The 25,261-nt window shown below is 39.0% G+C and carries 38 protein-coding genes; 37 read left to right on the top strand and 1 reads right to left on the bottom strand.

Annotated features, from left to right (window positions below; genetic code table 11):
• Positions 1 to 329: 329 nt before the first annotated feature.
• Positions 330 to 3,821: an acyl-[ACP]--phospholipid O-acyltransferase gene (locus BN2458_RS06415; protein WP_058122066.1), complete on the top strand. Its 3,492-nt coding sequence runs from the start codon at positions 330 to 332 to the stop codon at positions 3,819 to 3,821.
• Between the two features lie 15 nt (positions 3,822 to 3,836).
• Here the strand turns inward: BN2458_RS06415 and BN2458_RS06410 are convergent, their stop codons facing one another.
• The gene (locus BN2458_RS06410) at positions 3,837 to 4,412 is read right to left on the bottom strand and encodes a hypothetical protein (RefSeq protein ID WP_034342218.1); all 576 of its coding nucleotides are present in this window, start codon (positions 4,410 to 4,412) and stop codon (positions 3,837 to 3,839) included.
• Between BN2458_RS06410 and BN2458_RS09955 the strand changes: the two genes are divergently transcribed.
• From BN2458_RS09955 to BN2458_RS06235, 36 genes are all read left to right on the top strand, one after another.
• Positions 4,407 to 4,544 carry a 2-acyl-glycerophospho-ethanolamine acyltransferase gene (locus tag BN2458_RS09955; protein ID WP_034342216.1) on the top strand — a complete coding sequence of 46 codons (138 nt, stop codon included), beginning with the start codon at positions 4,407 to 4,409 and terminating at the stop codon, positions 4,542 to 4,544. The two genes, BN2458_RS06410 and BN2458_RS09955, sit on opposite strands and share 6 nt — an antisense overlap.
• A 258-nt stretch (positions 4,545 to 4,802) precedes the next feature.
• Positions 4,803 to 5,114 (top strand): 30S ribosomal protein S10, encoded by a 312-nt coding sequence (gene rpsJ, locus BN2458_RS06405; RefSeq protein WP_002956243.1) that lies wholly within the window; start codon positions 4,803 to 4,805, stop codon positions 5,112 to 5,114.
• A 22-nt stretch (positions 5,115 to 5,136) separates the two neighbouring features.
• Positions 5,137 to 5,715, top strand: a complete 579-nt coding sequence (gene rplC, locus BN2458_RS06400; RefSeq protein ID WP_034326530.1) for a 50S ribosomal protein L3 — start codon at positions 5,137 to 5,139, stop codon at positions 5,713 to 5,715.
• A gap of 9 nt (positions 5,716 to 5,724) precedes the next feature.
• The gene (gene rplD, locus BN2458_RS06395; RefSeq protein WP_034326527.1) at positions 5,725 to 6,348 is read left to right on the top strand and encodes a 50S ribosomal protein L4; all 624 of its coding nucleotides are present in this window, start codon (positions 5,725 to 5,727) and stop codon (positions 6,346 to 6,348) included.
• A 1-nt stretch (position 6,349) separates the two neighbouring features.
• Entirely contained in the window at positions 6,350 to 6,631 is a 282-nt protein-coding gene (locus tag BN2458_RS06390; RefSeq protein WP_034326524.1) for a 50S ribosomal protein L23, read from the top strand.
• 9 nt (positions 6,632 to 6,640) lie between these two features.
• The gene (gene rplB, locus BN2458_RS06385; RefSeq protein WP_034326521.1) at positions 6,641 to 7,468 is read left to right on the top strand and encodes a 50S ribosomal protein L2; all 828 of its coding nucleotides are present in this window, start codon (positions 6,641 to 6,643) and stop codon (positions 7,466 to 7,468) included.
• A 10-nt stretch (positions 7,469 to 7,478) separates the two neighbouring features.
• Complete coding sequence (gene rpsS, locus BN2458_RS06380) at positions 7,479 to 7,760, top strand: 30S ribosomal protein S19 (RefSeq protein ID WP_034326518.1); 282 nt, start codon at positions 7,479 to 7,481, stop codon at positions 7,758 to 7,760.
• Positions 7,761 to 7,769: 9 nt separating this feature from the next.
• A complete protein-coding gene (gene rplV, locus BN2458_RS06375) occupies positions 7,770 to 8,285 on the top strand; it encodes a 50S ribosomal protein L22 (protein WP_034326515.1) in 516 nt (171 codons plus the stop codon).
• Between the two features lie 2 nt (positions 8,286 to 8,287).
• Positions 8,288 to 8,998: a 30S ribosomal protein S3 gene (gene rpsC / locus BN2458_RS06370; protein WP_034326512.1), complete on the top strand. Its 711-nt coding sequence runs from the start codon at positions 8,288 to 8,290 to the stop codon at positions 8,996 to 8,998.
• A 3-nt stretch (positions 8,999 to 9,001) separates the two neighbouring features.
• Positions 9,002 to 9,427, top strand: a complete 426-nt coding sequence (gene rplP, locus BN2458_RS06365; protein WP_034326510.1) for a 50S ribosomal protein L16 — start codon at positions 9,002 to 9,004, stop codon at positions 9,425 to 9,427.
• Positions 9,414 to 9,602 (top strand): 50S ribosomal protein L29, encoded by a 189-nt coding sequence (gene rpmC / locus BN2458_RS06360; protein ID WP_034326507.1) that lies wholly within the window; start codon positions 9,414 to 9,416, stop codon positions 9,600 to 9,602. Before rplP ends, rpmC begins: the two co-directional genes overlap by 14 nt.
• A 2-nt stretch (positions 9,603 to 9,604) precedes the next feature.
• A complete protein-coding gene (rpsQ, locus tag BN2458_RS06355) occupies positions 9,605 to 9,871 on the top strand; it encodes a 30S ribosomal protein S17 (RefSeq protein WP_034342213.1) in 267 nt (88 codons plus the stop codon).
• A complete protein-coding gene (gene rplN, locus BN2458_RS06350) occupies positions 9,868 to 10,236 on the top strand; it encodes a 50S ribosomal protein L14 (protein ID WP_034326501.1) in 369 nt (122 codons plus the stop codon). The genes rpsQ and rplN overlap by 4 nt, the downstream gene beginning before the upstream one ends.
• Positions 10,236 to 10,472 carry a 50S ribosomal protein L24 gene (rplX, locus tag BN2458_RS06345; RefSeq protein WP_034326498.1) on the top strand — a complete coding sequence of 79 codons (237 nt, stop codon included), beginning with the start codon at positions 10,236 to 10,238 and terminating at the stop codon, positions 10,470 to 10,472. The genes rplN and rplX overlap by 1 nt, the downstream gene beginning before the upstream one ends.
• Positions 10,472 to 11,017 (top strand): 50S ribosomal protein L5, encoded by a 546-nt coding sequence (rplE, locus tag BN2458_RS06340; RefSeq protein ID WP_034342210.1) that lies wholly within the window; start codon positions 10,472 to 10,474, stop codon positions 11,015 to 11,017. Before rplX ends, rplE begins: the two co-directional genes overlap by 1 nt.
• 1 nt (position 11,018) lies before the next feature.
• A complete protein-coding gene (locus BN2458_RS06335) occupies positions 11,019 to 11,204 on the top strand; it encodes a type Z 30S ribosomal protein S14 (RefSeq protein WP_002956257.1) in 186 nt (61 codons plus the stop codon).
• A gap of 9 nt (positions 11,205 to 11,213) precedes the next feature.
• Complete coding sequence (rpsH, locus tag BN2458_RS06330) at positions 11,214 to 11,609, top strand: 30S ribosomal protein S8 (RefSeq protein WP_034326492.1); 396 nt, start codon at positions 11,214 to 11,216, stop codon at positions 11,607 to 11,609.
• A gap of 9 nt (positions 11,610 to 11,618) precedes the next feature.
• Entirely contained in the window at positions 11,619 to 12,155 is a 537-nt protein-coding gene (gene rplF, locus BN2458_RS06325) for a 50S ribosomal protein L6 (RefSeq protein WP_034326489.1), read from the top strand.
• A gap of 9 nt (positions 12,156 to 12,164) precedes the next feature.
• On the top strand, positions 12,165 to 12,521 hold the full coding sequence (rplR, locus tag BN2458_RS06320) for a 50S ribosomal protein L18 (protein WP_034342207.1): 357 nt from the start codon (positions 12,165 to 12,167) through the stop codon (positions 12,519 to 12,521).
• A 12-nt stretch (positions 12,522 to 12,533) separates the two neighbouring features.
• On the top strand, positions 12,534 to 12,974 hold the full coding sequence (gene rpsE / locus BN2458_RS06315) for a 30S ribosomal protein S5 (protein WP_034326482.1): 441 nt from the start codon (positions 12,534 to 12,536) through the stop codon (positions 12,972 to 12,974).
• A 9-nt stretch (positions 12,975 to 12,983) separates the two neighbouring features.
• A complete protein-coding gene (gene rplO, locus BN2458_RS06310; RefSeq protein WP_034326479.1) occupies positions 12,984 to 13,382 on the top strand; it encodes a 50S ribosomal protein L15 in 399 nt (132 codons plus the stop codon).
• On the top strand, positions 13,382 to 14,632 hold the full coding sequence (gene secY / locus BN2458_RS06305) for a preprotein translocase subunit SecY (protein ID WP_034326476.1): 1,251 nt from the start codon (positions 13,382 to 13,384) through the stop codon (positions 14,630 to 14,632). Before rplO ends, secY begins: the two co-directional genes overlap by 1 nt.
• Before the next feature lie 2 nt (positions 14,633 to 14,634).
• Positions 14,635 to 15,396, top strand: a complete 762-nt coding sequence (map, locus tag BN2458_RS06300) for a type I methionyl aminopeptidase (protein WP_034343598.1) — start codon at positions 14,635 to 14,637, stop codon at positions 15,394 to 15,396.
• Positions 15,397 to 15,615 (top strand): translation initiation factor IF-1, encoded by a 219-nt coding sequence (gene infA, locus BN2458_RS06295; RefSeq protein WP_011116239.1) that lies wholly within the window; start codon positions 15,397 to 15,399, stop codon positions 15,613 to 15,615.
• A 90-nt stretch (positions 15,616 to 15,705) separates the two neighbouring features.
• Positions 15,706 to 15,819, top strand: coding sequence for a 50S ribosomal protein L36 (gene rpmJ / locus BN2458_RS06290; protein ID WP_002956266.1), 114 nt, complete (start codon positions 15,706 to 15,708; stop codon positions 15,817 to 15,819).
• 3 nt (positions 15,820 to 15,822) lie between these two features.
• Positions 15,823 to 16,185, top strand: coding sequence for a 30S ribosomal protein S13 (rpsM, locus tag BN2458_RS06285; protein WP_034326467.1), 363 nt, complete (start codon positions 15,823 to 15,825; stop codon positions 16,183 to 16,185).
• 11 nt (positions 16,186 to 16,196) lie between these two features.
• A complete protein-coding gene (gene rpsK / locus BN2458_RS06280) occupies positions 16,197 to 16,589 on the top strand; it encodes a 30S ribosomal protein S11 (protein WP_034326465.1) in 393 nt (130 codons plus the stop codon).
• Positions 16,590 to 16,600: 11 nt separating this feature from the next.
• Positions 16,601 to 17,227, top strand: a complete 627-nt coding sequence (rpsD, locus tag BN2458_RS06275; protein ID WP_034326462.1) for a 30S ribosomal protein S4 — start codon at positions 16,601 to 16,603, stop codon at positions 17,225 to 17,227.
• Positions 17,228 to 17,246: 19 nt separating this feature from the next.
• A complete protein-coding gene (locus tag BN2458_RS06270; protein WP_034326460.1) occupies positions 17,247 to 18,251 on the top strand; it encodes a DNA-directed RNA polymerase subunit alpha in 1,005 nt (334 codons plus the stop codon).
• Between the two features lie 14 nt (positions 18,252 to 18,265).
• Entirely contained in the window at positions 18,266 to 18,616 is a 351-nt protein-coding gene (rplQ, locus tag BN2458_RS06265) for a 50S ribosomal protein L17 (protein WP_034343600.1), read from the top strand.
• 154 nt (positions 18,617 to 18,770) lie between these two features.
• Entirely contained in the window at positions 18,771 to 19,844 is a 1,074-nt protein-coding gene (locus tag BN2458_RS06260) for an ankyrin repeat domain-containing protein (RefSeq protein WP_034343603.1), read from the top strand.
• Between the two features lies 1 nt (position 19,845).
• Entirely contained in the window at positions 19,846 to 20,340 is a 495-nt protein-coding gene (locus tag BN2458_RS06255; RefSeq protein WP_034326453.1) for a hypothetical protein, read from the top strand.
• A gap of 55 nt (positions 20,341 to 20,395) precedes the next feature.
• Positions 20,396 to 22,249, top strand: a complete 1,854-nt coding sequence (locus BN2458_RS06250) for a bifunctional chorismate-binding protein/class IV aminotransferase (RefSeq protein ID WP_034343606.1) — start codon at positions 20,396 to 20,398, stop codon at positions 22,247 to 22,249.
• Positions 22,250 to 22,256: 7 nt separating this feature from the next.
• Complete coding sequence (locus BN2458_RS06245) at positions 22,257 to 22,847, top strand: anthranilate synthase component II (RefSeq protein ID WP_034326448.1); 591 nt, start codon at positions 22,257 to 22,259, stop codon at positions 22,845 to 22,847.
• A gap of 152 nt (positions 22,848 to 22,999) precedes the next feature.
• A complete protein-coding gene (locus BN2458_RS06240) occupies positions 23,000 to 24,535 on the top strand; it encodes a 4Fe-4S dicluster domain-containing protein (protein ID WP_052082195.1) in 1,536 nt (511 codons plus the stop codon).
• Complete coding sequence (locus BN2458_RS06235) at positions 24,532 to 25,218, top strand: molecular chaperone TorD family protein (protein ID WP_034326446.1); 687 nt, start codon at positions 24,532 to 24,534, stop codon at positions 25,216 to 25,218. Before BN2458_RS06240 ends, BN2458_RS06235 begins: the two co-directional genes overlap by 4 nt.
• The last annotated feature ends 43 nt before the right edge of the window (positions 25,219 to 25,261 follow it).

The raw sequence follows: 25,261 nt of genomic DNA, 5'->3' as shown, positions 1-25,261 counted from the left end.
AAGCCACATCTATGATATCTGTAGCCCACACACAAAAGCCGTGATTATAGTATATTTTTTTCAAAATAGCAATACGCGCCTTACACGCTAGAATCTAGTTTTCGTGGTTAGTGAAATAAATATGGGTGCTTTTGTGTAATCTAAAGTTATAAATTTTCTCACCAGATGCTAAAAACTTGCAATCGCTTTGAATTATCATATAAATATTATGGTTTGAAATGCGCATTTGGGTGGGAGATTCTTAAACTCAAATAGAATCTTCTATGTTATGAAATCTTGGATAGAATAGAATAAAATGCGTAGCAGAGTGAATAAACTAAGGAGATTGTATGAATAGACTATGGAAAATCACGGGATTTTTGCCATTTATCGTTGTGGCTTTTATCAATGCTTTTATGGATTTAGGGCATAAAATCACTATTCAAAATACAATTTATAAAGTCTATGATGGAAGCGAACTTACACTCTTAACAAGCATTATTAACGCACTTATCTTACTTCCTTTTATATTTCTTTTTTCTCCTTCTGGTTTCTTGGCTGATAAATATCCTAAAAATGTTGTTATGCGTATATGTGCGTGGTTTGGCTTGTTGCTTAGTATCATTATTGCGTTGTGTTATTTTTTGGGTTATTTTTGGTTTGCTTTTATAGCTACTTTGTTTATGGCAGCTCAATCGGCGATTTATTCTCCTGCAAAATATGGCTTTATCAAAGATTTGGTAGGTAAGGATTTACTTGCGTGGGGAAATGGTGTGATGCAGGCAGTAGCGATTGTAGCTATTTTAGCAGGTATGAGCGTTTTCTCACTTCTATTTGAATCTTTGTATGCTTTGAGTGATTTAGGATTCCTAGCACAAAAAGGTGAGATTTTGCAAAGTGTTGCTCCGCTTGGTTTTGTGCTTATTGCGTGTGCTCTAATAGAATTATATTTATGCTATACCCTTCCCACACTTACGCAACGCACACAAGAGGTTTTTGATAAGGAAGCATATTTGAGAGGTTCTTTATTAAAAGCAAATTTTAAATTACTCACTTCTCATCGTAATATTTGGTTATCTGTAATAGGCATAGCTGTATTTTGGTCTATCTCTCAATTACTTTTAGCGACTTTTCCGACTTATGTAAAGATGACTTTTGCGGAGTTAAATACCTTTAAGGTGCAGATGATTATTGCTTGTTCGGGCTTTGGAATTATTATAGGCTCTATTATTGCGGGACGATTTTCAAAGCAATATATTGAAACAGGGCTTATCCCTATTGGGGCAGGATTTATTTGTATAACTACTATGCTGATTTTAAGTTTTTCTTCTCTTACATCTTATGCTGTGCTCTTTTTCTTTTTTGGTGTGGGTGGCGCACTTTTTATAGTTCCGCTTAATGCTTTAATACAATTCCACGCCAAAGAGGGTGAGTTAGGCAAGATTCTAGCAGGTAATAATTTCGTGCAAAATATTGCTATGCTTTTATTTTTGCTTATAGGCACTCTTGTATCTTTAGGTAATATTGATGTAGTGTATCTTTTTTATTTTTGTATGATTGTCGCATTGTGTGGGGCAATTTATGTTGTGAAGCTTTTGCCCTTTTCGCTTGTAAGAATGCTTGTTACTCTTGCATTTTTTCAAAGATACCGCTTAAATGTAGAGGGTTTTGAAAATGTCCCTGAACGAGGCGGCGTATTATTACTTGGCAATCATATATCTTTCATAGATTGGGCTATGGTGCAGTTGGCACTACCGCGTAAGGTGTATTTTGTAATGGAGCGGAGTTATTATGATAGGTGGTATATACGCATTTTTCTTGATTTTTTTGGTGTGATTCCTGTCTCAAATGCCGGAAGCAGAAAAGCTTTAGAATCTATTGCACAAAAACTCATACAAGGGCATATGGTATGTATTTTTCCGGAAGGTGCAATATCGCGACACGGGCATTTAAATACCTTTAAAAATGGCTTTGAACTTGCTGCTAAAAATGTAAATGAAAATCAAGCTGTAATATTGCCCTTTTATATACGCGGTTTATGGGGGAGTGCATTTTCACACTCTCATCAAGGATTCCAAGAAAGACGCAAAAGCTTTGCTAAACGCAATATCACGATTGCTTTTGGAGAATCTTTAGATATTCACTCTAACGCACAGCAGGTTAAGGCTAAAGTGTTTGAGTTATCTTTTAGTGCGTGGAAATCTCAATGCGAAGTCTTGCCTACACTTGGCAAGGCGTGGGTAGATTCTGCAAAGAAGTGGGGAAGTGAAGTGGCTATTATAGATAGCCTAAGTGGTTCTATGAGTTATACGCGAATGCTTAGCCTTACACTTATTCTCTCTAAGCTTTTTGCAGAGCAGACAAAGGAGCAGCAAAATGTGGGAATTATACTTCCTGCCTCACTTGCAAGTGCATTATGTAATCTTTCTTTGCTTATGGCGACAAAAACCATTGTGAATCTTAATTTCACGGCTGGACAAAAGGCGATTGATGCTGCTATTAAATCCGCACAAATTCAGACAATTTATACTTCACAAAAATTTATGGATAAACTTGAAGGCAAGGGCGTGAGTTTAAATTTCTCGCAAAATGTGAGAGTGTTATATATGGAGGATTTAGTTGATAAGGTTAAAGCAAATAAGCTTGATTTTGTGTGTAAAATGGCTCAAGCGATTTTATTGCCCTCTTTTATGCTTAAATGGTTTTATATAAAAGCGCAGAAAAACACAGATATAGCCGCAATTCTTTTTAGTAGTGGGAGTGAGGGTAAGCCAAAAGGTGTAATGCTTTCACATTTAAATATTATGAGCAATATTTTGCAAATTTCTGATGTCATTCACGCGCGCGATGGGGATTCTATGCTTTCGTCTTTGCCACCATTTCACGCCTTTGGTTTAACCGTTACTACACTTATGCCTTTGCTTGAGGGTATGCTCTCTGTTACACACGCAGACCCAACTGATGCAATAGGCGTTGCTAAGGCAATAGCAAAAAACAAAGTGAGTGTGATGTGCGGCACTTCTACGTTTTTGGGTATTTATGCGCGTAGTAATAAGGTAGATAAGCTTATGTTTGATTCTTTGCGACTTGTGGTAGCGGGAGCGGAAAAACTCAAAAAAGATGTAAAAGAAGCCTTTGTGATGAAGTTTAATAAAGAAATCTATGAAGGCTATGGTGCGACAGAGACTACACCTGTGGCAAGTGTGAATCTACCGAGTGAATTTGATGTGGATAATTGGGAATTACATAAAGCAAGTAAGGAGGGCAGCGTGGGTATGCCTTTGCCCGGAAGTGCCATTAGAATTGTTGAGCCAAATACTATGCAGGAAATGCCTGTGGGCGAGGACGGGTTGATACTTATCGGCGGACATCAAGTAATGGTAGGGTATCTCAATGATGAGGAAAAAACCAAAGAGGTGATTGTAGAAATTGATGGGATTAGGTGGTATAAAAGTGGCGATAAGGGGCATTTAGATGCCGATGGATTCATTCATATTGTGGATAGATATTCGCGTTTTGCAAAAATTGGTGGGGAAATGGTAAGTCTTGGTGGGATTGAGGAAGAGATTGCAAAGCTTATCAAAAAATATGAGATTGATGATGGGCTTAAATATGTTGCCACAGCGATAGATGATAGCAAAAAGGGCGAGAGTGTCATTCTTCTTGTGAGCGGTGAAAAGACAGAATATGAAAAAATAGAAAAAATTATCAAAGAAGTGCAAATCCCAGCACTTTTTAAGCCATCTAAGATTCTAAGAGTGGAATCTATCCCCGTGCTTGGCTCGGGTAAGGTGGATTTCAAAGGTGCGAAAGATTTAGCACAAAAGCTCCTCAATGTGTGAATGTAAAGGATTACATCATTTTATCTTTAGTAAGGATAAAATCTCCTCTTTATGCTCACTATCCTCTAGTATCTCATAGAGATTCTTTCCTTCATAAGTGCCGAGTTTTTTCACATCTATACCATTTTTTGCAAACTGCTTTAAGATTTTTTGGATATTATTGTTTGTAAGTTTATTTTTGAACTCATCGAGAAACAAAAGCAAAACACTCACTTTCACGAAAGTATCTCTTGGATAATAAATATAATGTTCAACTATAGTATCTGCTTGTAAAAGATGAAGCTCTAAAAATTTTAAAAATTTTGGCAAGTATTTATCAAGGTAATAATCAATAGCTCTAGGGTTAATTTCCACCCCTTGTAAATCCACCTCTATGCCATTATTAAAAAGTATGTAAATTAAATCCGTATTAATAAAAAAACCCAACATTTTTTTATCAGTGAAAATTTCTTTAGGGTAGTGTGCTAAAAGCTCCTTAAAAAATATATCAATTGTTTTTTCATTAAAGTTATCTCTAGAACCCCTAGTTTCAGGATTAAAGCCAAGTGCTTCAAAAAACTTCTCATTGATTTCATTGCCTAAGTTTTGCACAAAGAAGCGCAAATCCCAGCACTTTTTAAGCCATCTAAGATTCTAAGAGTGGAATCTATCCCCGTGCTTGGCTCGGGTAAGGTGGATTTCAAAGGTGCGAAAGATTTAGCCAAGAGTTTGATAAAGAGCTAGGATTTAGTGTAACATTATGGAAATTTGAAAATTGTTAATCAAGGAGAAAAAATGTTTGAATATTACCTTAAAAGATTCTTTGTAAAAGTGAAAAGAGCAATGTTTTATTTTCCTTATACTAAGGAAGTTAAAAAATGAAAAAGTAGGCAAAAATAGGCAAAATGCTTGACTTATTTTTGCAAAATTGACTATAATCACGCGCTCAAAAAAACATCAAAAATGATTTTGATGAGTTCTTTAAGGATATAAGGAAAAAATATGGAAAGAATACGACTTAGGCTTAAAGCTTATGACCATAGAGTTCTTGATAGATCGGTCGCATCTATTATAGAAGCAGTTAAAAGGACAGGTTCAGAGATAAGAGGTCCCGTGCCACTTCCTACCAAAAAGAAGAGATACACCGTTTTGCGTTCGCCACATATCAATAAAGATTCGCGTGAGCAGTTTGAAATTAGAGTGCATCATCGCATTATTGATATTATGTCAGCGACTCCTGATACCGTGGATAGCCTTATGAAGCTTGATTTGGCACCGGAAGTAGATGTTGAAGTAATGTCTATGAGTAAGTAAATAAGATGTAAGGATTGAGGATATGGAATTTATAGTTGAAAAAATCGGTATGAGTCGCACCATAGGCGCAAAAAGTGAAGCAGTAACGCTTTTGCGTGTGCTTGGGGCGAAAGTATGCGAGATATATGATAATGGCAAAGCACTTGTGGCTTACTCACAAGGCAAGGTGAATAATAGAGCCATTGCGGGGCAACAAAAGAAATATAATCTTAGCAAAGAGTTTAATCGTTTCGCAACACTTAAGGTAAGCAATAAAGAGCTAGGCGAGCTTGATACAAGTAATTTAGGCGAGGCAAAGCGCGTGCAAGTACGCTTTAAGACAAAGGGACGAGGATTTAGCGGTGCTATGAAACGTTGGAATTTTCAAGGTGGTCCCGGCGCGCACGGAAGTAGATTCCACAGACGTTTAGGCTCTATTGGAAATCGCGAGTGGCCCGGACGCGTTCAGCCGGGTAAAAAAATGGCTGGACACTATGGGAATGAGCTTGTAAGTGCAAAAAATGATGTTCTATCATTTGATAAGCAAAGTGCTATTTTGGTGCTTAAAGGCTCTGTGGCTGGACACAATGGTGCATTTGGCAGAATACAAATCATAAAATAAGGTAGCAATATGAGTAAAGTAATCGTATTAAATGAAAAGTTCGCACAGAGTGGTGAGCTTACATTGCCCGAAAAGTATTCACAAGTAAAAGAGCACAATTTGTATTTGTATGTGAAGTCTTATCTCGCTTCACTTCGAGCAAACAATGCTTATGCTAAAAAACGAGGTGAAGTAAGTGGCGGTGGTAAGAAGCCGTGGAATCAAAAAGGTGGTGGTCGCGCTCGTGCAGGAAGTATCACATCTCCTGTGTTTGTAGGTGGTGGTGTAGCACACGGACCAAGTAATGATAAAAACTATAATCTTAAAATCAACAAAAAACAAAAGCGTTTAGCCTTAGAATGCGCTTTGTATCAAAAGGCACAAGAGGGCGCACTCTTTGTCGTAGATTCTATATCATTACCAAGTGGCAAGACAAAAGATGCGTATGCGATGTTTAAGGCATTAAACAAACGCAATGCTTTGTTTGTTACACAGCTTAGTGATGAGCAAACTTTCCTTGCTTTTAGAAATTTGCAACAATGCTATTTGGCTGATGCAAACGAACTAAACGCATATTTGGTGGCTACATTCCGCTCGGTTGTGATTGAAAAGGCTGTTTTTGATGAAATTATCACAGGAAAGGAGGGGAAATAAAATGGCAGATATTACAGATATTAAGTCAATCCTCTATACTGAAAAGTCGCTATCGATGCAAGAAAGCGGTGTGCTTGTTGTGCAGACTGCTACAAATGTGAGCAAAAATCAATTGAAAGGAATTTTTAAAGAGTATTTTGGCATTACTCCTCTTAGAATCAACTCTTTGCGACAAGAAGGCAAAGTAAAGCGATTTAGGGGCAAGATTGGTCAAAGGACTTCATTTAAAAAATTTTATGTAAAGATTCCAGAGGGCGCAAAACTTGATGCGCTATCGGTGTAAGGAGAAAATATGGCAGTCAAAACTTATAAGCCCTATACCCCAAGTCGTAGGTTTATGAGCAATCTTAGCTCAAGTGATATTACAGGCAAAGCAAGTGTAAGAGGTTTGCTTGTAAAGCTTCCTGTAACTGCAGGGCGTAATAATAATGGGCGCATTACAAGTCGTCATAAAGAAGGTGGTGCGAAAAAGTTATACAGAATTATTGACTTTAAGCGCAATAAGTTCAACATACAAGGCAAAGTAGCTGCAATAGAGTATGACCCATACAGAAATTGTCGTATTGCTCTTGTCAATTATGCTGATGGTGATAAACGCTACATTATTCAACCTAGTGGCTTAAATGTAGGCGATACAGTGCTTTCTGCGGAATCTGGACTTGATATTAAGACAGGTTTTGCGATGAAGCTAAAAAGCATACCTATTGGGACAATCGTGCATAATATAGAAATGTACCCGGGTGCGGGCGGACAACTCGCTAGAAGTGCGGGTGCGAGTGCGCAGATTATGGGACGCGAAGGTAAATACATTATCTTACGTATGCCAAGTGGTGAGATGAGGTATATTTTAGAAGAATGTATGGCGACTATTGGTGTTGTTGGCAACGAGGATTTTATCAATATCTCTATTGGTAAGGCAGGACGCAATCGTCATCGTGGTATTCGCCCACAAACGCGTGGTAGTGCTATGAACCCTGTGGATCACCCACACGGCGGTGGTGAGGGTAAAACCGGTTCTAGCGGACATCCTGTATCTCCTTGGGGAACTCCGGCAAAAGGCTTTAAAACTCGTAAGAAAAAAGCGAGTGATAGATTGATTATTTCAAGAAAGAAAAAATAAGGTAGGAAATATGGCAAGATCAATTAAAAAGGGTCCATTTATTGATGATTACCTCGTCAAGAAAGTTGAGAAAGCAAAGCAAGGTAAGGATAATAAACCTATCAAAACTTGGTCAAGACGCAGCACTATTTTGCCTGATATGATAGGGCTGACTTTTAATGTCCATAATGGTAGAGCGTTCGTTCCTGTATATATTACTGAAAACCACGTTGGTTACAAGCTTGGCGAGTTTGCACCCACACGCACTTTCAAAGGACACAAGGGCAGTGTCCAAAAGAAAATTGGGAAGTAAGGGGTTGAGATGAGTAGAGCATTATTAAGATATATTCGATTATCCCCGACAAAGGCGCGACTTATTGCAAGAGAAGTGCAAGGTATGAATGCTGAAGTTGCGATTGCAAGTTTGGAATTTACTCCAAACAAAGCAGCAAAATTAATTTCAAAGGTAATTGCTTCGGCAGTGGCAAATGGTGGTTATGATGCACAAGATGTGATTATTACTTCTTGTCGTATTGATGCTGGTCCTGTGCTTAGACGCTTTATGCCTCGCGCAAAGGGGAGAGCTACTCCTATTCGCAAACCAACGGCACATATCCTAGTGGAAGTTGGCACAAGCAAGGGAGCAAAGAAAAGTGTGGAAGCTCCAAAGCAAAAGGATTCAGGTAAAAGAATAGAGGCGAAAGAATCCACTAAAGTAAAAACTGCTACTAAGCCAAAGGCAGAGGTAAAAACTGAATCTAAGGCAAAAACAACAGCGAAAAAAACAGAAGATGCCAAGAAGGTAAGCACAAAAAAAACTGAAGGTGAGGAAAAATAGCAATGGGTCAAAAAGTTAATCCAATAGGTTTGAGATTGGGCATTAATCGTAACTGGTCTTCTCGATGGTTTTCAGTGTCTCAAACGACACCTTCAAATATTTTAGAAGACCACAAGATTCGCAAGTTTTTAAAACGTGAGATGTATTATGCGGGGGTGAGCGAAATTATTATTGAGCGTGCGGCAAATAAGATTCGCGTAACCGTTGTGGCTTCTCGTCCGGGTTTGATTATTGGTAAAAAGGGTGTGGATATTGATAAACATAAAGAAGCTTTGAAAAAGATTCTTAATAAAGAAGTATTCATTAATATTAAAGAGGCGAAGCGTCCCCAAGCGAATGCTCAACTTGCAGCGGAAAATATCGCAACACAGCTTGAAAAACGCGTAGCCTTTAGACGCGCAATGAAAAAGGTAATGCAAGCAGCAATGAAAGCTGGTGTAAAGGGCATCAAAGTCAAAGTTTCGGGTCGTTTGGCTGGGGCTGAAATGGCTCGCACAGAGTGGTATATGGAAGGTCGTGTACCTCTTCACACACTTCGCGCAAAGATTGATTATGGCTTTGCCGAGGCGATGACGACTTATGGAATTATTGGCGTGAAGGTATGGATTTTCAAGGGTGAAGTGCTACACAAGGGTATTTTGCCAGACAAAAAAGAGGAAAGCAAAAGTGGCGATAAAGAATCACGTCCTAAATCACGAAGAGGGAGACAATAGATTATGTTAATGCCAAAACGAACAAAATATAGAAAACAAATGAAAGGGCGCAATCGTGGAAAGTCTTTCCGCGGTGCGAAGCTAGCATTTGGAGATATTGGGATTAAGGCTGTAGAACACGGCAGAATCGACTCTCGTCAAATCGAATCTGCTCGTATTGCTATGACAAGACATACTAAGAGAGCTGGAAAAGTGTGGATACGCGTATTTCCCGATAAACCACTTACCGCTAAACCACTTGAAACGAGAATGGGTAAAGGTAAAGGTGGTGTAGAAAAATGGGTAATGAACATCAAGCCCGGTCGTATGATATACGAAATGGCGGGAATTGATGAAGCTTTAGCAAGAGAAGCTTTAGCTTTGGCTCAAAGCAAACTTCCCTTTAGAACCAAAATCATAACCAGCGAGAGTGAAAATGAAATTTATTGATTTGAAAGATAAGGACATTGCAGAATTGCAAAAGATGTTGAAAGAGAAAAAGTCGTTGCTTTTTGAAAAAAGATTGCAACTTAAAACAATGCAGCTTACCAATCCTGGCGAAATCAAAATAATCCGCAAGGATATTGCAAGAATTAATACAGCCTTAAGTGCGAAGAAGGATTGAATATGAGTGAAAAACAAGCACATAAGAGAGTGATTCAAGGTAGGGTTATCAGCAAAGCTGGTGATAAGAGTATAGTTATTTTGGTGGAGCGCAAGGTGGTTCACGCGAAATATCGTAAGATTGTTAAACGTTTCAAAAAATACACTATACACGATGAGAATCATAGTGCAAAAATCGGTGATGTGGTAAGTGCGATTGAGTGTAAGCCTATTTCTAAAACAAAGGCGTCTAGATTTAAAGAAATTATTACCGCGGGAGTAGAGCTATGATACAGAGTTTTACAAGATTAAATGTTGCAGATAATAGCGGTGCAAAGGAAATTATGTGCATTAAGATTCTAGGCGGTAGCCATAGACGATATGCGCGTGTGGGTGATGTGATTGTCGCATCTGTGAAAAAAGCTATCCCCAATGGAAAGGTGAAAAAAGGACAGGTTGTCAAGGCGGTTGTCGTGCGAACAAAAAAAGAGATTCATAGAGAAAATGGTTCTTTAGTGCGCTTTGATGATAATGCGGCGGTGATTCTTGATGCGAAGAAAGAACCTATTGGCACAAGAATCTTTGGACCAGTAAGTAGAGAAGTGCGATACGCGAATTTTATGAAAATAGTATCGTTAGCTCCGGAGGTGTTATAGTGGCAAAGTTTAAAATTAAAAAAGGTGATATGGTGCAAGTCATTGCGGGCGATAATAAGGGCACAAAGGCGAAAGTTTTGCAAGTCTTACCCAAAAAAGCACAGGTAATCGTGGAAGGGTGTAAAGTCGCAAAAAAATCTGTAAAATCAAGTGAGAAAAATCCAAAAGGTGGCTTTATCACAAAAGAAATGCCAATGAGTATTTCGAATGTGAAAAAAGCACAAGGAGATAATTGATGTTTGCTCTAAGAGAAAAATATAAAAATGAGATTATCCCACAGCTTAAAAGTGAGCTTAATATCAGCAATCCTATGCTTTTACCAAAATTAGAAAAGATTGTTATTAGCGTTGGTGCTGGAGATTATGCAAAAGATTCTAAAGTGATGCAAAATATCGCAGATACCATTTCGCTTATCGCAGGGCAAAAGGCAGTTATCACTATCGCAAAAAAATCTGTCGCAGGATTCAAAATGCGTGAGGGAATGCCTATGGGTGTGAAAGTAACGCTTCGTGGTAAAATGATGTATAACTTCCTTGAAAAACTCATTGTTATAGCTTTGCCTCGTGTGAAAGACTTTAGAGGTGTGAAGCGCAATGGTTTTGACGGAAGAGGCAATTATAGCTTTGGCTTAAATGAGCAGTTGATGTTTCCAGAGGTTGTATATGATGACATTATGGTAACTCACGGAATGAATATTACATTTGTAACTTCTACTCAAAGTGATAAAGAGGCTTTCAAGTTGCTTGAACTTCTTGGTATGCCTTTTGCGAAAGGACGATAAAATGGCGAAAAAATCAATTATTGCAAAGGCAAAAAGAAAGGCAAAGTTTAGCGCGAGAGCCTATACGAGATGTCAAGTGTGTGGGCGACCGCATTCTGTTTATAGAGATTTTGGTTTGTGTAGGGTATGCTTACGCAAAATGGGTAATGAGGGTTTAATACCCGGGCTTCGTAAAGCAAGTTGGTAAGGAGAGAAAATGGTAAATGATATTATTGCAGATTCTTTGACGCGTATTCGTAATGCTTCTATGAGGAGACTAGAGGTTACTACATTGTATTACGCAAAGATTGTCGTATCTGTGCTAGAAGTATTTAAGGCAAAGGGTTTTATTAAGGATTATAAGGTTAATGATAAAGATGGCAAACAATCTATTATGGTGCAGCTTGCTTATGATGAGCGCGGTAAAAGCGCGATTAGTGAGATTAAGCGCATTAGCAAACCCGGAAGACGTGTATATAAGGGTAGAAATGAGCTAAAACGTTTTAAAAATGGCTATGGCACGATAGTGGTAAGCACGAGCAAAGGTGTGATTTCTAATGATGATGCGTATCGTGCTAATGTCGGTGGCGAAGCACTTTGCAGTATATGGTAGGAGAAAGATATGTCAAGAGTTGGAAAAAAACCTATTAATATCCCAAAGGGTGTTGAAGTCTCTTTACAAGGGAGTAAAGTTGTGTTTAAGGGTGCTAAAGAGCAAAAAGAGCTTGAAACGCACGGACGTGTTAAGATTGATTTACAAGGTGATACGTTAAGCTTTGAATGTATTGATTCTCAAGCGCAGTCTCGTGCATATTGGGGAACTTATCGTGCATTGGCGAATAATATTGTGATTGGTTTGTCTCAAGGATTCACAAAAGTGCTTGAGATTAATGGTGTTGGTTACAAAGCAAGTGTGAGTGGTAAGAATCTTGAAATGGCTCTAGGATTTTCTCACCCTGTGATTTATCCTATCCCTGCGGGCATTGAGATGAGTGTAGATAAGAATACAATCACAATTAAAGGCGCTGATAAGCAACAAGTAGGGCAGATTGCGGCTGAAATTCGCGAGTTTAGACCACCAGAACCATATAAGGGTAAAGGGATTAAATATAGCGATGAAACAATCTTGCGTAAAGCAGGCAAGACTTCTAAAAAGTAAGGGTGTGCTATGACAGAAAAAATATTAAAGCAAAAACAGCTTCTTAAGACAAAGAGAAAGCTACGCACAAGGGGTAATATCTACGGAGTGGCACATAAACCGCGCGTGAGTGTGTTTAAGTCAAATAAGTATTTTTATGCTCAAGCGATTAATGATGAGATTGGTGTAACCCTTGCAAGTGTTGATGGTAAAAAGCTTGGTTTGGGAAACAACAAAGAGGACGCAAAGAAAATTGCAAGTGAATTTGTTAATGCCCTTAGAAAGGCTAATGTTACAGAAGTGGTGTTTGATAGAAATGGATACCTTTACCACGGCGTTGTAGCGGCATTTGCCGATACTTTGCGTGAAAATGGCATAAAGTTATAATAAAGGATATTTATGGAAATTAATAGAGAAGAATTTAGCGAAGTTGTTGTGAATATTGGTAGGGTTACAAAGGTTGTTAAAGGTGGGCGCAGATTTAGATTTAATGCGCTTGTTGTGGTAGGCAATAAGAATGGGCTTGTAGGTTTTGGGCTTGGCAAGGCAAAAGAAGTGCCAGATGCGATTAAAAAGGCTATTGATGATGCGTTTAAGAATATCATTAAAGTCAATATTAAAGGCACAACTATTGCCCACGACATTGAGTATAAATACAATGCGAGCAAGATTCTCTTAAAACCTGCGAGTGAGGGAACAGGTGTGATTGCTGGTGGTTCTACGCGTCCTGTGATTGAACTTGCTGGAATTAAGGATATTTTGACAAAATCGCTTGGTTCGAATAATCCTTACAATGTAGTGCGCGCAACGATTGATGCACTCGCTAAAATCAAAGCCTAAGGAGTGGCTATGCTAGAAAAGATTAAACCTGCAGAGGGAAGCACAAAGGATATTAAACGCGTGGGTAGGGGTCAAGGTAGCGGTATGGGCAAGACTTCTACGAGAGGTGGAAAAGGGCAAACTGCCCGCACAGGTTATAAAGCAAAAAGAGGATTTGAGGGCGGACAGCAACCGCTTCAAAGACGTTTGCCAAAGGTGGGATTCACTTCGCGCGTGGAAAAGCCTATTGTGATTAATGTAGATAAGGCAAAGGTTTTTGATTCTCTTGCTGAAATCAATGTAGAGGTTTTACGCGCTCATTTTAGTATCCCAAAGAATGCGACTCGAGTAAAGCTTATCGGTTCAAAGGCGAAAGGTTTAGTATCTAAAATCAAAGATTCTAATATCACAACAAGCGGAAACAAATAATGACAAAAAGCATTGTAAATAAGATTCTTATCACTCTTGCTTTTTTATTTGCGTATAGAATTTTAGCGTATGTGCCGGTGCCGGGCGTAGATGTTGGGCTTATTAAATCATTTATTGATGATAATGCAAACAATGCGCTAGGCTTATTTAATATGTTTAGTGGCAATGCAGTAGAGAGATTTAGTATCATCTCACTTGGCATTATGCCTTACATCACTGCTTCCATTATTATGGAGCTTCTTGCTGCGACTTTCCCCAATCTTGCTAAAATGAAAAAAGAACGTGATGGTATGCAAAAATATATGCAAATCGTGCGTTATGTAACTATTGCCATTACGATTATTCAGGCAGTGAGCGTGAGTATTGGGCTTAATAGTATGAGTAATGGAGCGATTAAGATTGATTTGAATCTCTTTATTGCTGTATCTGTATTTTCAATGCTTACAGGCACGATGTTGCTTATGTGGATTGGTGAGCAAATCACCCAAAGGGGTATTGGTAATGGTATCAGCCTCATTATCTTTGCTGGTATTGTCTCCGGGATTCCATCAAGTATAGGTAAAACCTTTAATCTAGTCAATACAGGACAGCTTAATGTCTTTATGCTCCTTGTGCTTCTTGCTGTAATTATTATCACAGTTGGTGTTATTATCTATATTGAATTAGCCGAAAGACGCATACCTGTTTCTTACGCGCGTAAGGTGATTATGCAAAATCAAAATAAGCGTATTATGAATTACATTCCTGTGAAGCTTAACTTGAGTGGTGTGATTCCGCCTATTTTTGCATCTGCTTTGCTCGTGTTCCCCTCCACTATATTGCAGGCGTCATCAAACACAATCATTCAAAGCATCGCAGATATTTTAAGACCAGATGGTTACACATATAATGCGTTGATGTTTATCTTGGTAGTATTCTTTGCGTATTTTTATGCCTCTATTGTTTTTAACTCTAAGGATATTGCGGATAATCTCAAAAGGCAGGGTGGATTCATACCGGGATTGCGTCCGGGTGAGGGCACATCGAATTTCCTTAATAATGTAGCGAGCAATCTCACATTTTGGGGTGCGCTCTATTTGGCACTTGTATCTACGCTTCCGTGGGTGCTTGTGAAATTTACAGGTGTCCCTTTTTACTTTGGTGGGACAGCCGTACTGATTGTTGTGCAGGTGGCTATTGATACGATGAGACGTATTGAAGCTCAAGTATATATGAGTAAATATCAAACGCTAAGTGCCGTAGGGCTTTAAATATGGCGATTAGCATTAAGAGTAAAAAAGACATAGAATCTTTGCGCATACCAAATCAAATTGTTGCCCAAACATTGAATCTTTTAGCTAAACACGCAAAAGAGGGTGTTTCATTGTTGGAGCTTGATAGTATGGCAAATGATTTTATCGTTTCTCAAGGCGGGAGAGCAGCTTTCTATCAGCTCTATGGTTTTCCAAAATCTATTTGCACCTCTGTCAATGAAGTGATTATTCACGGAATCCCCACGGATTATAAACTTAAAAGTGGCGATATTGTGGGAATTGATATAGGCGTGGAGTATGGTGGCTGGTATGGTGATGCGGCTATTACAATTGGGATTGGAGAAATCAAAAAGAGTGATGAGGCTTTGATAAAGTGTGCTAAAGATTCTTTATATGAAGCCATCTCGCAAGTGCGTGTGGGTATGCGTTTCAAAGAGCTAAGCTCTGTGCTTGAAAGGGCGATTGTGAGTAGGGGTTTTGAGCCTTTGAAAGGATTTTGTGGGCACGGCATAGGCAGAGCACCACACGAGGAACCAGAGATTCCAAACTATTTGGAATCTGTCAATCCAAAACAAGGTCCAAAGATACAAGAGGGTATGGTTTTTTGTCTAGAACCGATGATTGCCCATACTGACGGAGAGCCGGTAATTCTTAAGGATAATTGGTCTGTCGTAGCAAAAGATGGCTTAAATGGTAGTCATTATGAGCATACGATTGCTGTTGTGAATGGCAAGGCAGAGATTCTAACGGAGGTAGATTAAATGGCAAAAGATGATGTGATTGAAGTTGATGGCAAAGTCATCGAAGCTTTGCCAAATGCGACTTTTCGCGTGCAGCTTGAAAATGGGCATATCGTGCTTTGCCATATAGCTGGCAAAATGCGTATGCACTATATCAAGATTCTGCCCGGCGATATGGTAAAAATCGAGCTGACTCCTTATAGTTTAGATAAGGGGAGAATTACTTATAGGCATAAATAAATTTGTGATTTGTAAGTAGTTTTTAAATTTTTTTTTTGTAAAATCCGCAGTTTTAACTCAAAAAAGTTAGAAAGCATAAAAGGAGTAGGTATGAAAGTGCGACCTTCGGTCAAAAAAATGTGTGATAAATGCAAAGTTATCAAGCGCAAAGGTGTGGTGCGAGTGATTTGCTCAACCCCAAAACATAAACAAAGACAAGGATAGAAAATGGCTAGAATTGCTGGTGTAGATTTGCCAAAAAAGAAAAGAGTAGAGTATGCTCTTACTTATATTTATGGTATTGGGCTTAAAAGCTCAAGGGATATCCTAAAGGCTGTAAATATTTCTTTTGATAAGCGAGTTTTTGATCTCAGCGAAGATGAAGTCTCATCTATTGCAAAAAAGATTCAAGAAGGCTATATGGTCGAGGGAGACCTTAGAAAGAAAGTAACAATGGATATTAAGGCACTAATGGATTTAGGAAGTTATCGCGGTTTGCGACATAGAAAGGGATTGCCTGTTCGAGGACAAACAACAAAAAATAATGCTCGCACGCGTAAAGGCAAGAAGAAAACAGTTGGTAGCAAATAAGGAGTAGGTAAATGGCAAAAAAGAGCGTAACAAAAAAGAAAGGCGCAAAGAAAAATATTGCACGCGGTGTTGTGTGTATCTCTGCCTCATTCAACAACACAAATGTAACCGTAACTGATGAAATGGGTAATGTGTTGTGCTGGGCTACTGCTGGTGGCTTGGGATTTAAAGGAAGCAAAAAATCTACTCCTTATGCAGCTCAACAAGCAGTAGAAGCAGCAATGGAAAAAGCAAAAGAATGTGGCATTAAAGAGGTGGGTATCAAGGTGCAAGGACCCGGAAGTGGGCGAGAAACTGCTGTGAAAAGTGTAGGTGCGATTGAGGGCATTAAGGTGCTTTGGCTAAAAGATATTACACCATTGCCGCACAATGGTTGCAGACCGCCAAAAAGAAGAAGAGTATAGGGGAGTGATAAATGGCACGATATAGAGGACCAGTTGAAAAATTAGAAAGACGATTTGGCGTCTCTCTTGCACTAAAAGGTGAGAGGAGATTGGCAGGTAAGAGTGCGCTTGATAAGCGTCCTTATGGACCAGGGCAGCACGGGCAAAAAAGAGGCAAGATTTCGGAATATGGTTTGCAGTTGCGTGAGAAACAAAAAGCTAAAATTATGTATGGGGTGAATGAAAAGCAATTCCGTGCGCTTTTTAGAGAAGCAAATCGTCAAGAAGGTAATACGGGTGAAAATCTTGTGCGTATTATTGAACAAAGACTTGATAATGTTGTGTATCGTATGGGCTTTGCTACAACGCGGCGATTTGCACGACAGCTTGTAACACACGGACATATTCTTGTTAATGGCAAACGTGTGGATATTCCTTCATATATTGTAAAGCCCGGTCAAAAAATTGAAGTCAAAGAAAAAAGCAAGAATAATCCTCAAGTGGTTCGTGCGCTTGATTTAACTGCACAAACAGGTATAGTGCCTTGGGTCGATGTAGATAAGGAAAAGAAATTTGGTATTTTTACTCGTTTTCCACAAAGAGAGGAAGTAGTGATACCAATCGAGGAAAGACTGATAGTTGAGCTTTATTCTAAGTAAAAATAAGGATGGTAACACGATGAATATGATTAAAATCGAACCTTATGTCCCTACGGATATAAGCACTGAAGAAATTTCAGCAAACAGAATCAAGATTAGTGCTTATCCTTTTGAATCTGGCTATGCTATTACTTTGGCTCACCCCATTCGCAGACTATTGCTTTCAAGCTCTGTGGGCTATGCGCCAACTGCGCTTAAGATTCAGGGTGTGGCACACGAGTTTGATTCTGTTAGAGGGATTGTCGAAGATGTGTCGCATTTCATTAGTAATCTTAAAAATATCCGCTTTCTTATCAAAGATAAGGAACTCGATAATGTGCAGTTACATTACGATTTTAAGGGTCCAATGGTGCTCAATGCCGGAGAGTTAGCTAATGATATGGTAAGTATTGTAAATGCTGATGCGTATCTAGCAACGATTAACGAAAATGCTTCTATTAGCTTTTCGCTCATCGTGCAAAAGGGTATAGGCTATGTACCAAGTGAGAGTATTCGTGGCAAAATAGCGGAGGATTATATACCGCTTGATGCGTATTTTACACCTGTAAAAAAAGTAGTGTATGAGATTGAAAATATGCTTGTAGAAGATAATCCAAACTATGAAAAGATTATCTTTGATATTGAGACGGACGGACAAATTGAGCCTATCACAGCTTTCAAAGAAGCCATATCTGTAATGCATAAGCAAATGAGCGTTTTTGGCGTGGATTTGAGCGTTGCCTCTAGTGGTGTGAAAAATATTGCTGAAAATTCTGGAGAACTTAAGACTTTGATGATTAAAATAGACACGCTTAATCTTAGTGCGCGTTGTTTTAATTGCCTTGATAGGTCTGGTTTAAAATATGTGGGTGAGCTTGTGATGATGAGTGAAAATGAGCTTAAAAACATCAAAAATATGGGTAAAAAATCTTATGATGAGATTGCAGATAAGCTAGAGGAGCTTGGCTATCCTGTTGGTGGAGAGGTTGCTGATGATATTTTGCAGCTTCTTAGTCGCAAATTAACCAAGATAAAAAATAATTAGTTAGGGAGAGCAAAATGAGACATAGACACGGATATAGGAAATTAGGGCGCACATCAGCACATCGCAAGGCATTATTAAAGAATCTTGCTATCGCCCTCATCACACACGGCAAGATTGAAACAGGTATTTTTAAGGCAAAAGAATTGCAAAGCTATATCGAAAAGCTTATCACAGCAGCTCGTAGCGGAGATTTAAACGCTCATCGCTATGTATTTGCTTATCTACAAGATAAGACAGCTACAAAAAAGCTTGTTACAGAAATAGCTCCTAAATATGCTTCACGCAATGGCGGATATACAAGAATCCAACGCACACGACTGCGCCGAGGCGATGCTTCACAAATGGCAATCATTGAATTGGTATAGTATGATAAACAATATGGGGGGCATAGCCTCCATAGCTTTCATAAAATCTTAATTTCGCTTCAAGTTTTCTATCACTTTAGATTCTAGTTTTGATATTCGCAATTATAAATCTCAAAATACCCAAGCATTCACACTATTACAGCAAGGAGTTTAAATGACACATACACAAGAAAAATTCGTAACTTATGAGGAAATCCAAGCAAATCCTATGCTTCAATGGTTTTTTGAAGGGTTTTCTAATGACGAAATTAAGCGCACTGCAGAAGATAAGTTTTTTAAAGAATGGCAAGAATATGTAAAAAATGAGGATATGGAAAGGGTATATTTCTTAGAACCTTTAAAAGGCAAAGATCCACGAGAGGCTATTTTAGATGAAACTGCGTATTGTTTCACAATGGCTCAATTTCTATTTTTTCGTCAATTTTCTTATGAATATTATGAGTTTATTTTACAATTTATCCACGATAAAAAATATTTAAATATTCTACTCTACGATTTGTATGGTTGTAAGATGGAACTAGAGGATATAAAAAAACTCTGCTTACTCTTAGTGGATAAGGGTGCAAATCTCAATGCTTCATTTTATTGCACTTCGACTCATCATTGTTGGTATCAAACACTCTTGCATCGTTGTTGTTCTTTTGTGCTTAACAACACGAAGCAAGGTAGAGAAAAGCAGCTTGAAATCGTGCAATTTCTCTTGGAGCTTGGAGCTGATCCTAATATAAAAGATTCTGGGGGAGAGAATATGTTACATCAAGCAATAGGTTTTGAAGAACAAAAACTCGCAAATCTCATTATTCAAAGTGGTAAGATAAAAGATATGAACGCAAGAATCGATAAATATAAAGATGCTACCTATTATGATGACACTGCATTAAATATAGCTGTTAGTAGTTTGTATTCTAGCACGGTTAAATTACTCCTTGAGGCTGGAGCAGATGCAAGTGCTATTAATCGTTTGGGAAAGACACCCTTAGATACTTGTGGTGATCAAAGTGCTACGATAGAAAAATACATAAGAAAAGCAGGAGGCAAGAGCCTTTTAGAGATACTAGGGAGTGAAGAGAAGGTAAAAGAGTATAGAGAGGCTAAGAAAAAGGAATGGAAAATAGAAAGAGAGAAAGGTGAAGAGTATGAGCAAAAGCTATGGGAGGATTATAAAAAAGCCCTTGAGAAGACTACTTCCTTGGCATTCTTAATATGGATAGAAGTGGAGAGGGATTAAAATGCAAAACACAACAAATAAAGCAGACGACAAACTTTTAGAAGCGATTTATGAAAGTGATGTAGAACTTTTTAAAGAGGCTTTAAAAGAGGGAGCAAATATAAATGGCGTAGTGAGTGAGGAACAAGACGAGGAGTTTGATTTCCAAGAGGGTGAAAGCTATCTAAGCACAGCACTTGATATAGCACTTTCTCCTCTTGCTTATATTCCTTATGATAAAAAAGGATTTGATAAGCAAAAATATGAAAGTAATCACGCCAAAGCCTTTGAGATTCTAAACGCACTTAAGGCTTTGAATCCTGATGAAAGCAAGGCGGACTTTAAAGCAAAAGATAGATTAGAATCTATCTTAGAAACAAGAGATATGGAGCTTTATGATGACCCTGCGGTGTATGGTTATGCGGATTTTGAGGAGGAAATGAGCGAAGAGGAATGGATAAGCGAAGATCCTATAAAAGAATATTTGGAGAGTTTTGAAAAGAGCCTTGAATCATAGGGCAATAAGGAGTAATATTTTCAAACATTTAATGCTTTTTGGGTAGCATTATGCAATGATTTATGGCAATTTTAAATATAAAAATCCTATAAGAAAGCTCATTGTCTTTGATGTGCAAGGGGTTTTGAGCGCATTTAAATGTATAGAATCCACCCTCAAATCTAACCCCGAAGGTTATTTTGTGGGCTATATGACTTATGAAGCGGGTGTGCTGCTCCAAGCCTATCAGGCAAAGGCATATATTCATCTCTCCAAGCATATAAGCACCACAATGTCCCCACACAAGCAGCCACTGCTGTATTTTGCATATTTCACGCAAAGGAGTAAATGTAAAAAGATTCATAGCACGACACATCACGCACAATCCTCACTCTTTATGTTACAAGGGCTTGATAATGAACGATACAAGAGTGCATTTAAGCGCATTAAGGAGCATATTTTAAAGGGTGAGAGTTATCAAATTAATTATACCCAAGAGCTCAAGCTTTACTCCAAAGTGCGCTCCAAGCAGCTTTTTAAGGAGATTCTATCCCGTCAAAACACCGCATATAAGGCATATATCAAAAATGCTTTTGGTGAAATTCTCTGCTTTTCACCTGAACTTTTTTTTCAAATAAAAAATCGCACAATTACCGCCCAACCAATGAAAGGCACGATAAAAAGGGTAAAAACCCACAAGTTAGATTCTCTGCAAAAGCGTGCATTGCAGCAAGATAGCAAAAATCGTAGCGAAAATATGATGATTGTAGATTTGTTGCGTAATGATTTAAGCAAGATGATTAAGCCTAATTCCTTGCATATACAGAATCTCTGTGCGATAAAGAGCTATCCCACGCTTCATCAAATGGTTTCCACTCTGCAAGGCAAACTCTCTAAGCACACTTCATTGCGCGAGATTTTCTGTGCGCTTTTTCCCTGTGGCAGCATTACAGGTGCGCCAAAGCTTAAGACAATGGAGATTATCCAAAGTTTAGAATCTCGCCAAAGGGGCGTGTATTGCGGTGCATTGGGCGTGATTTCTGCTAAGAAAATGTCATTTTGTGTGCCTATTCGCACACTTTTTAAATCCACACAAGAGGAGTTTTACCGCTATGGTGTGGGAAGCGGGGTAGTGTGGGATTCTGTATGTGAGAGTGAATGTGCCGAACTTGCGCTCAAAACGCATTTTTTACAAGCCGCCCCTTTAGAATCTTTTGCACTCTTTGAGACAATGCTTTTTGACAATGGACGCATTTTTCTTTTAAAAGAGCATTTAGAGCGACTTTTGTACTCCGCGCTTCAGTGTGGCTTTGATTATGCTTATCTTGCTTCATTTGTCGCGTCTTTGAAAGAATCTTATGCGCCACATTCTGCATTTCCGCCTCTTGTATTTCCACATATTGAGAGTTTAGTGCAGCGAGATTGTGTGAAGCAAACACAAGCATTTTTTGCATTTTGCAAACAACAAATACCACAAGAGCGCGTAATTTTGCGATTAAGCCTCTTGCCAAATGGCAGTTTGAATCTTATCATCAAACCCTTTGTACCTCATCGCTCTACTGCTGTCATTCTCTCTACATATAGGCAAGATTCTCATAATTTCTTTTTGCGCCACAAAAGCACACACAGAGCGCATTTTGCAGATTCTGTAAAACTCATAGAATCTGGCGCGGTATTTGATGTGCTGTATTGTAACCAAAAGGGTGAGCTATGCGAGGGTGCGCGAAGCAATATCGTGCTTGAGATAAAGGGGAGATTCTATACTCCAAAGCGCAAAAGCGGGTTGCTTGGCGGCACTCTGGCTCAAGTCTTGCTTCAAAGCGGGGCGATAGAGGCAAAAACTTTAAAACGCAAACATCTTAAAAAGGCGCAGACAATCTACTGCATCAATTCTGTGCGTGGCGTAGTGCAAGTGCAGCTTGAAAAATGAGGGCAAAATGAATAAGCAAAGGCGCAAAGCACCCAAAGTGCTACTCATTGATAATTATGATTCTTTTACCTATAATGTGCTGTATTTGCTTAATCAATGTGGTGCGAAAGCTCTTGTAGTGCCAAATGATACGCCTTTGTCGGCGTTAGAGCAGCTTTGCCAAAAGCATTCTATCGTTCATCTTATCATCTCTCCGGGTCCAAGCCACCCTTTAGAATCAGGGGTTTGTTTGGAGGCGATTAGACATTTTGCATCAACGAGGAAGATTCTAGGTATTTGTTTGGGACATCAATGTATCGCTCAAGCCTTTGGGGGTGAGGTTATCTCTCTTGCAAATCCCACGCACGGCAAGAATGCACATTTTTATTTCACGCCTCACCCTTTGTTTAAAGGTATCAAGCAAGGGGTAAAAGTTGCTTTGTATCATTCGCTTTATGTGAGTAAATTAGGGCAGTGTGAGGCATTAGGATATAGTGAAAGTGGGGTGCTTCTCGCACTTAAAGCGAGGGATTATCAAAGCTATGGGGTGCAATTCCACCCTGAATCTATCCTGCAAGAGCAAGGAAAAGCTATAATGCAAAATTTTCTTGCGTTGTAGCCTTTGATGATAGGAGATAACTCATAAGAGTGCTACAAAAACCAATATGTTATAGATTCTGTAAAAATATTTTAGTTAAAAATACTTTCATTTTTGCTGATTTGTTGTAGAATGCCACTTAGATCTTATTATGAAGGTATTTCAAAGCGGCAATGGCAGAGGCAATATCCATTTTACACACTATTTTGACTGATAATGAGCGTGAGATTCTAAGTGAATGTGATGAACTCACGCTTGATTTTGCCTCATTACACAAAGATTCTATTCATATCATTTCTCCTCAATGCGTGGTAATTGGCTATGGGGAGCTGTGCGATGAATTTTTAGAGCTATGTGTGAATCAAGATTCTGTTGTGTTAGAAGTCTCGCAGCTTTTGCCGCAGGATTTTGTGAGTGTAAAAGGACATTTGGGTGCTTTTAGCCTAAGATTCAAAAATGCAAATGACGATGTTGAGAGCCTTGAAACATCGCAGATTGTATGCTTTGCCCCCATTGAATTGCCCGAATGCAAAGGCGTGCATAAGCCAGATATGTATGCTAATGCCCAGCAAATGCTCCAAGCGCTTTTAGGTTTGTGCGGAGAGCAAAGCTATGAGCGGAATATCATTTTTAATCCAACACATTGCCAATTCCAGTTGAGGCGACCGCTTGCCAATGGGCAGAGTGTATGCCATAGCTGTGTGGATATTTGCCCAACCATTGGCATAACAAGCGACAAGAGTGCGAGAATCTTAGAGCTTTCAGCGATTGATTGTATTGCGTGTGGCAAATGCGTGAGTGTATGTCCCACAGGTAGCTTATGGCGTGATGGAGACGGATTTGAATCTTTTACTTATCGCGCGAGGCTTTATAAAGGGTTTATCCCGCTTATAGTCGCGCAGGAGGCATTTGAAAGGGCAGAGTTTTATAATGATTTAGGGAATCTAAAAAATCATAATCCTTTGATTCTGCCCTTTGTGCTACAAGTGCCGGATATGCTTAATATCACCTATTTGCTTACGCTTTTGCAAGAATCAGGTGCGCCAATCGTGTTGTATAGCCCATTAGGTGAGCATATAAATGATGATATAGAATCTTTAAATACCATTTATGAGCGCATTTTTTTTCAACGAGCTATCCATTCTTTTGCAGATTTACAAGAGGTAGGCGCACTGCAGCCCATTGGGCAGACGCATTATATCTACACACCCACGAGTAATGAGAGTAGCAAGGATATTTTAGCCGAGCGTTTGCGCTTTTGGGTAAAGCAAGAATCTTATGGTGAAGTGCCGATGAAAAATAGCGCATTGCTTAACATAGATTCTCAAAAATGCACCCTGTGCCTTAGCTGTGTGGAGGCGTGTAATACAAAAGCCCTTATCAATCATCAAAGTCGTTTTGAGCTGCTACATAAAGCCTTGCTTTGCACGGATTGTGGCTATTGCGTGTCAAGTTGCCCCGAGCAAGTCTTAAGCCTAGAATCTCACACGCTCAAGCTTGTGCCACAAAGCTTTGAATATACCACGATAGCGAGCGATGAGCCTTTTAGATGTGTGGAATGCAATCAAATTTTTGCCACACGCAAAAGTATTGAAAAGATTAAGCATATTCTTTCACCCGCATTTTCAGGCAATATCGCAAAGCTTAGAAGCTTAGAATGCTGCGCAGATTGCAAGGTAAAAGTGATGTTTAATGGAGTATCTGTATGACGCACAATACACAAACAAACAATACTTTAGAATCTGTTGCGAGTGCTCGGGCGTTGTATTATGATTTTTTTGCCGGGCTGTTTTTGTATGAGCTGCTTTGTGTGCGAGAAGATGTGATTTTAAAGCAGGTGATGATTTTAAAAGAAAATGTGCTTGATGAGCGCGATAGTGCGTATTTTGAGATTTTGGAAAATGAGATAAAAGCGAATGGTTTGAAGCGTATTATTGATGAATACACAAATACTTTTATTTTGCCTTTTAGTGTGCCAAGTGAGAAAGAATCTGCACCGAAGCGGAGAGGGAAGGGCGAGGTGTTTTATAGTAATCCTCAAATAATGCTCTATCTCTCGCATTACACGGAGGGTTGCCTCAATGGCAAGGCACTGCTTCAGGCTCGTGCGCTTCTTAAGCAAAGCACTTTTAGGCTTAATAATCTCACTTTTAAAGAGAGTGAGGAGCATTTGGGATTCTTACTTTTACTTATGCGCTATCTTTTATGCTCTGCGGATAAGCAAGATGTGGCATTAAGTGCGCAATTTGCAAAGGAGTTTGTGATACCTCTAGGAAATTTTGTGATAGATGCGCTATTAGAAAGGCAGGGGCTAATGTATTATGCACCTGTTGCCTATGTTTTGCAGAGTTTTTTAGATGTGGAGAGGGGGCTTGTAGGATATGATAAATAGGGAGTAATGCTTAAGGTAAATCGATTTTAGCTTTTATACAGAA

Source organism: Helicobacter typhlonius (assembly GCF_001460635.1).
Lineage (GTDB): Bacteria > Campylobacterota > Campylobacteria > Campylobacterales > Helicobacteraceae > Helicobacter_C > Helicobacter_C typhlonius.
This window is presented reverse-complemented; position numbering and strand designations above follow the sequence as displayed.

Coding starts and splice junctions, on each gene's coding strand:
- BN2458_RS06415 (WP_058122066.1), top strand. CDS start 330: ATGAATAGACTATGGAAAATCACGGGATTTTTGCCATTTATCGTTGTG.
- rpsJ (WP_002956243.1), top strand. CDS start 4,803: ATGGAAAGAATACGACTTAGGCTTAAAGCTTATGACCATAGAGTTCTT.
- rplC (WP_034326530.1), top strand. CDS start 5,137: ATGGAATTTATAGTTGAAAAAATCGGTATGAGTCGCACCATAGGCGCA.
- rplD (WP_034326527.1), top strand. CDS start 5,725: ATGAGTAAAGTAATCGTATTAAATGAAAAGTTCGCACAGAGTGGTGAG.
- BN2458_RS06390 (WP_034326524.1), top strand. CDS start 6,350: ATGGCAGATATTACAGATATTAAGTCAATCCTCTATACTGAAAAGTCG.
- rplB (WP_034326521.1), top strand. CDS start 6,641: ATGGCAGTCAAAACTTATAAGCCCTATACCCCAAGTCGTAGGTTTATG.
- rpsS (WP_034326518.1), top strand. CDS start 7,479: ATGGCAAGATCAATTAAAAAGGGTCCATTTATTGATGATTACCTCGTC.
- rplV (WP_034326515.1), top strand. CDS start 7,770: ATGAGTAGAGCATTATTAAGATATATTCGATTATCCCCGACAAAGGCG.
- rpsC (WP_034326512.1), top strand. CDS start 8,288: ATGGGTCAAAAAGTTAATCCAATAGGTTTGAGATTGGGCATTAATCGT.
- rplP (WP_034326510.1), top strand. CDS start 9,002: ATGTTAATGCCAAAACGAACAAAATATAGAAAACAAATGAAAGGGCGC.
- rpmC (WP_034326507.1), top strand. CDS start 9,414: ATGAAATTTATTGATTTGAAAGATAAGGACATTGCAGAATTGCAAAAG.
- rpsQ (WP_034342213.1), top strand. CDS start 9,605: ATGAGTGAAAAACAAGCACATAAGAGAGTGATTCAAGGTAGGGTTATC.
- rplN (WP_034326501.1), top strand. CDS start 9,868: ATGATACAGAGTTTTACAAGATTAAATGTTGCAGATAATAGCGGTGCA.
- rplE (WP_034342210.1), top strand. CDS start 10,472: ATGTTTGCTCTAAGAGAAAAATATAAAAATGAGATTATCCCACAGCTT.
- BN2458_RS06335 (WP_002956257.1), top strand. CDS start 11,019: ATGGCGAAAAAATCAATTATTGCAAAGGCAAAAAGAAAGGCAAAGTTT.
- rpsH (WP_034326492.1), top strand. CDS start 11,214: ATGGTAAATGATATTATTGCAGATTCTTTGACGCGTATTCGTAATGCT.
- rplF (WP_034326489.1), top strand. CDS start 11,619: ATGTCAAGAGTTGGAAAAAAACCTATTAATATCCCAAAGGGTGTTGAA.
- rplR (WP_034342207.1), top strand. CDS start 12,165: ATGACAGAAAAAATATTAAAGCAAAAACAGCTTCTTAAGACAAAGAGA.
- rpsE (WP_034326482.1), top strand. CDS start 12,534: ATGGAAATTAATAGAGAAGAATTTAGCGAAGTTGTTGTGAATATTGGT.
- rplO (WP_034326479.1), top strand. CDS start 12,984: ATGCTAGAAAAGATTAAACCTGCAGAGGGAAGCACAAAGGATATTAAA.
- secY (WP_034326476.1), top strand. CDS start 13,382: ATGACAAAAAGCATTGTAAATAAGATTCTTATCACTCTTGCTTTTTTA.
- map (WP_034343598.1), top strand. CDS start 14,635: ATGGCGATTAGCATTAAGAGTAAAAAAGACATAGAATCTTTGCGCATA.
- infA (WP_011116239.1), top strand. CDS start 15,397: ATGGCAAAAGATGATGTGATTGAAGTTGATGGCAAAGTCATCGAAGCT.
- rpmJ (WP_002956266.1), top strand. CDS start 15,706: ATGAAAGTGCGACCTTCGGTCAAAAAAATGTGTGATAAATGCAAAGTT.
- rpsM (WP_034326467.1), top strand. CDS start 15,823: ATGGCTAGAATTGCTGGTGTAGATTTGCCAAAAAAGAAAAGAGTAGAG.
- rpsK (WP_034326465.1), top strand. CDS start 16,197: ATGGCAAAAAAGAGCGTAACAAAAAAGAAAGGCGCAAAGAAAAATATT.
- rpsD (WP_034326462.1), top strand. CDS start 16,601: ATGGCACGATATAGAGGACCAGTTGAAAAATTAGAAAGACGATTTGGC.
- BN2458_RS06270 (WP_034326460.1), top strand. CDS start 17,247: ATGAATATGATTAAAATCGAACCTTATGTCCCTACGGATATAAGCACT.
- rplQ (WP_034343600.1), top strand. CDS start 18,266: ATGAGACATAGACACGGATATAGGAAATTAGGGCGCACATCAGCACAT.
- BN2458_RS06260 (WP_034343603.1), top strand. CDS start 18,771: ATGACACATACACAAGAAAAATTCGTAACTTATGAGGAAATCCAAGCA.
- BN2458_RS06255 (WP_034326453.1), top strand. CDS start 19,846: ATGCAAAACACAACAAATAAAGCAGACGACAAACTTTTAGAAGCGATT.
- BN2458_RS06250 (WP_034343606.1), top strand. CDS start 20,396: ATGATTTATGGCAATTTTAAATATAAAAATCCTATAAGAAAGCTCATT.
- BN2458_RS06245 (WP_034326448.1), top strand. CDS start 22,257: ATGAATAAGCAAAGGCGCAAAGCACCCAAAGTGCTACTCATTGATAAT.
- BN2458_RS06240 (WP_052082195.1), top strand. CDS start 23,000: ATGGCAGAGGCAATATCCATTTTACACACTATTTTGACTGATAATGAG.
- BN2458_RS06235 (WP_034326446.1), top strand. CDS start 24,532: ATGACGCACAATACACAAACAAACAATACTTTAGAATCTGTTGCGAGT.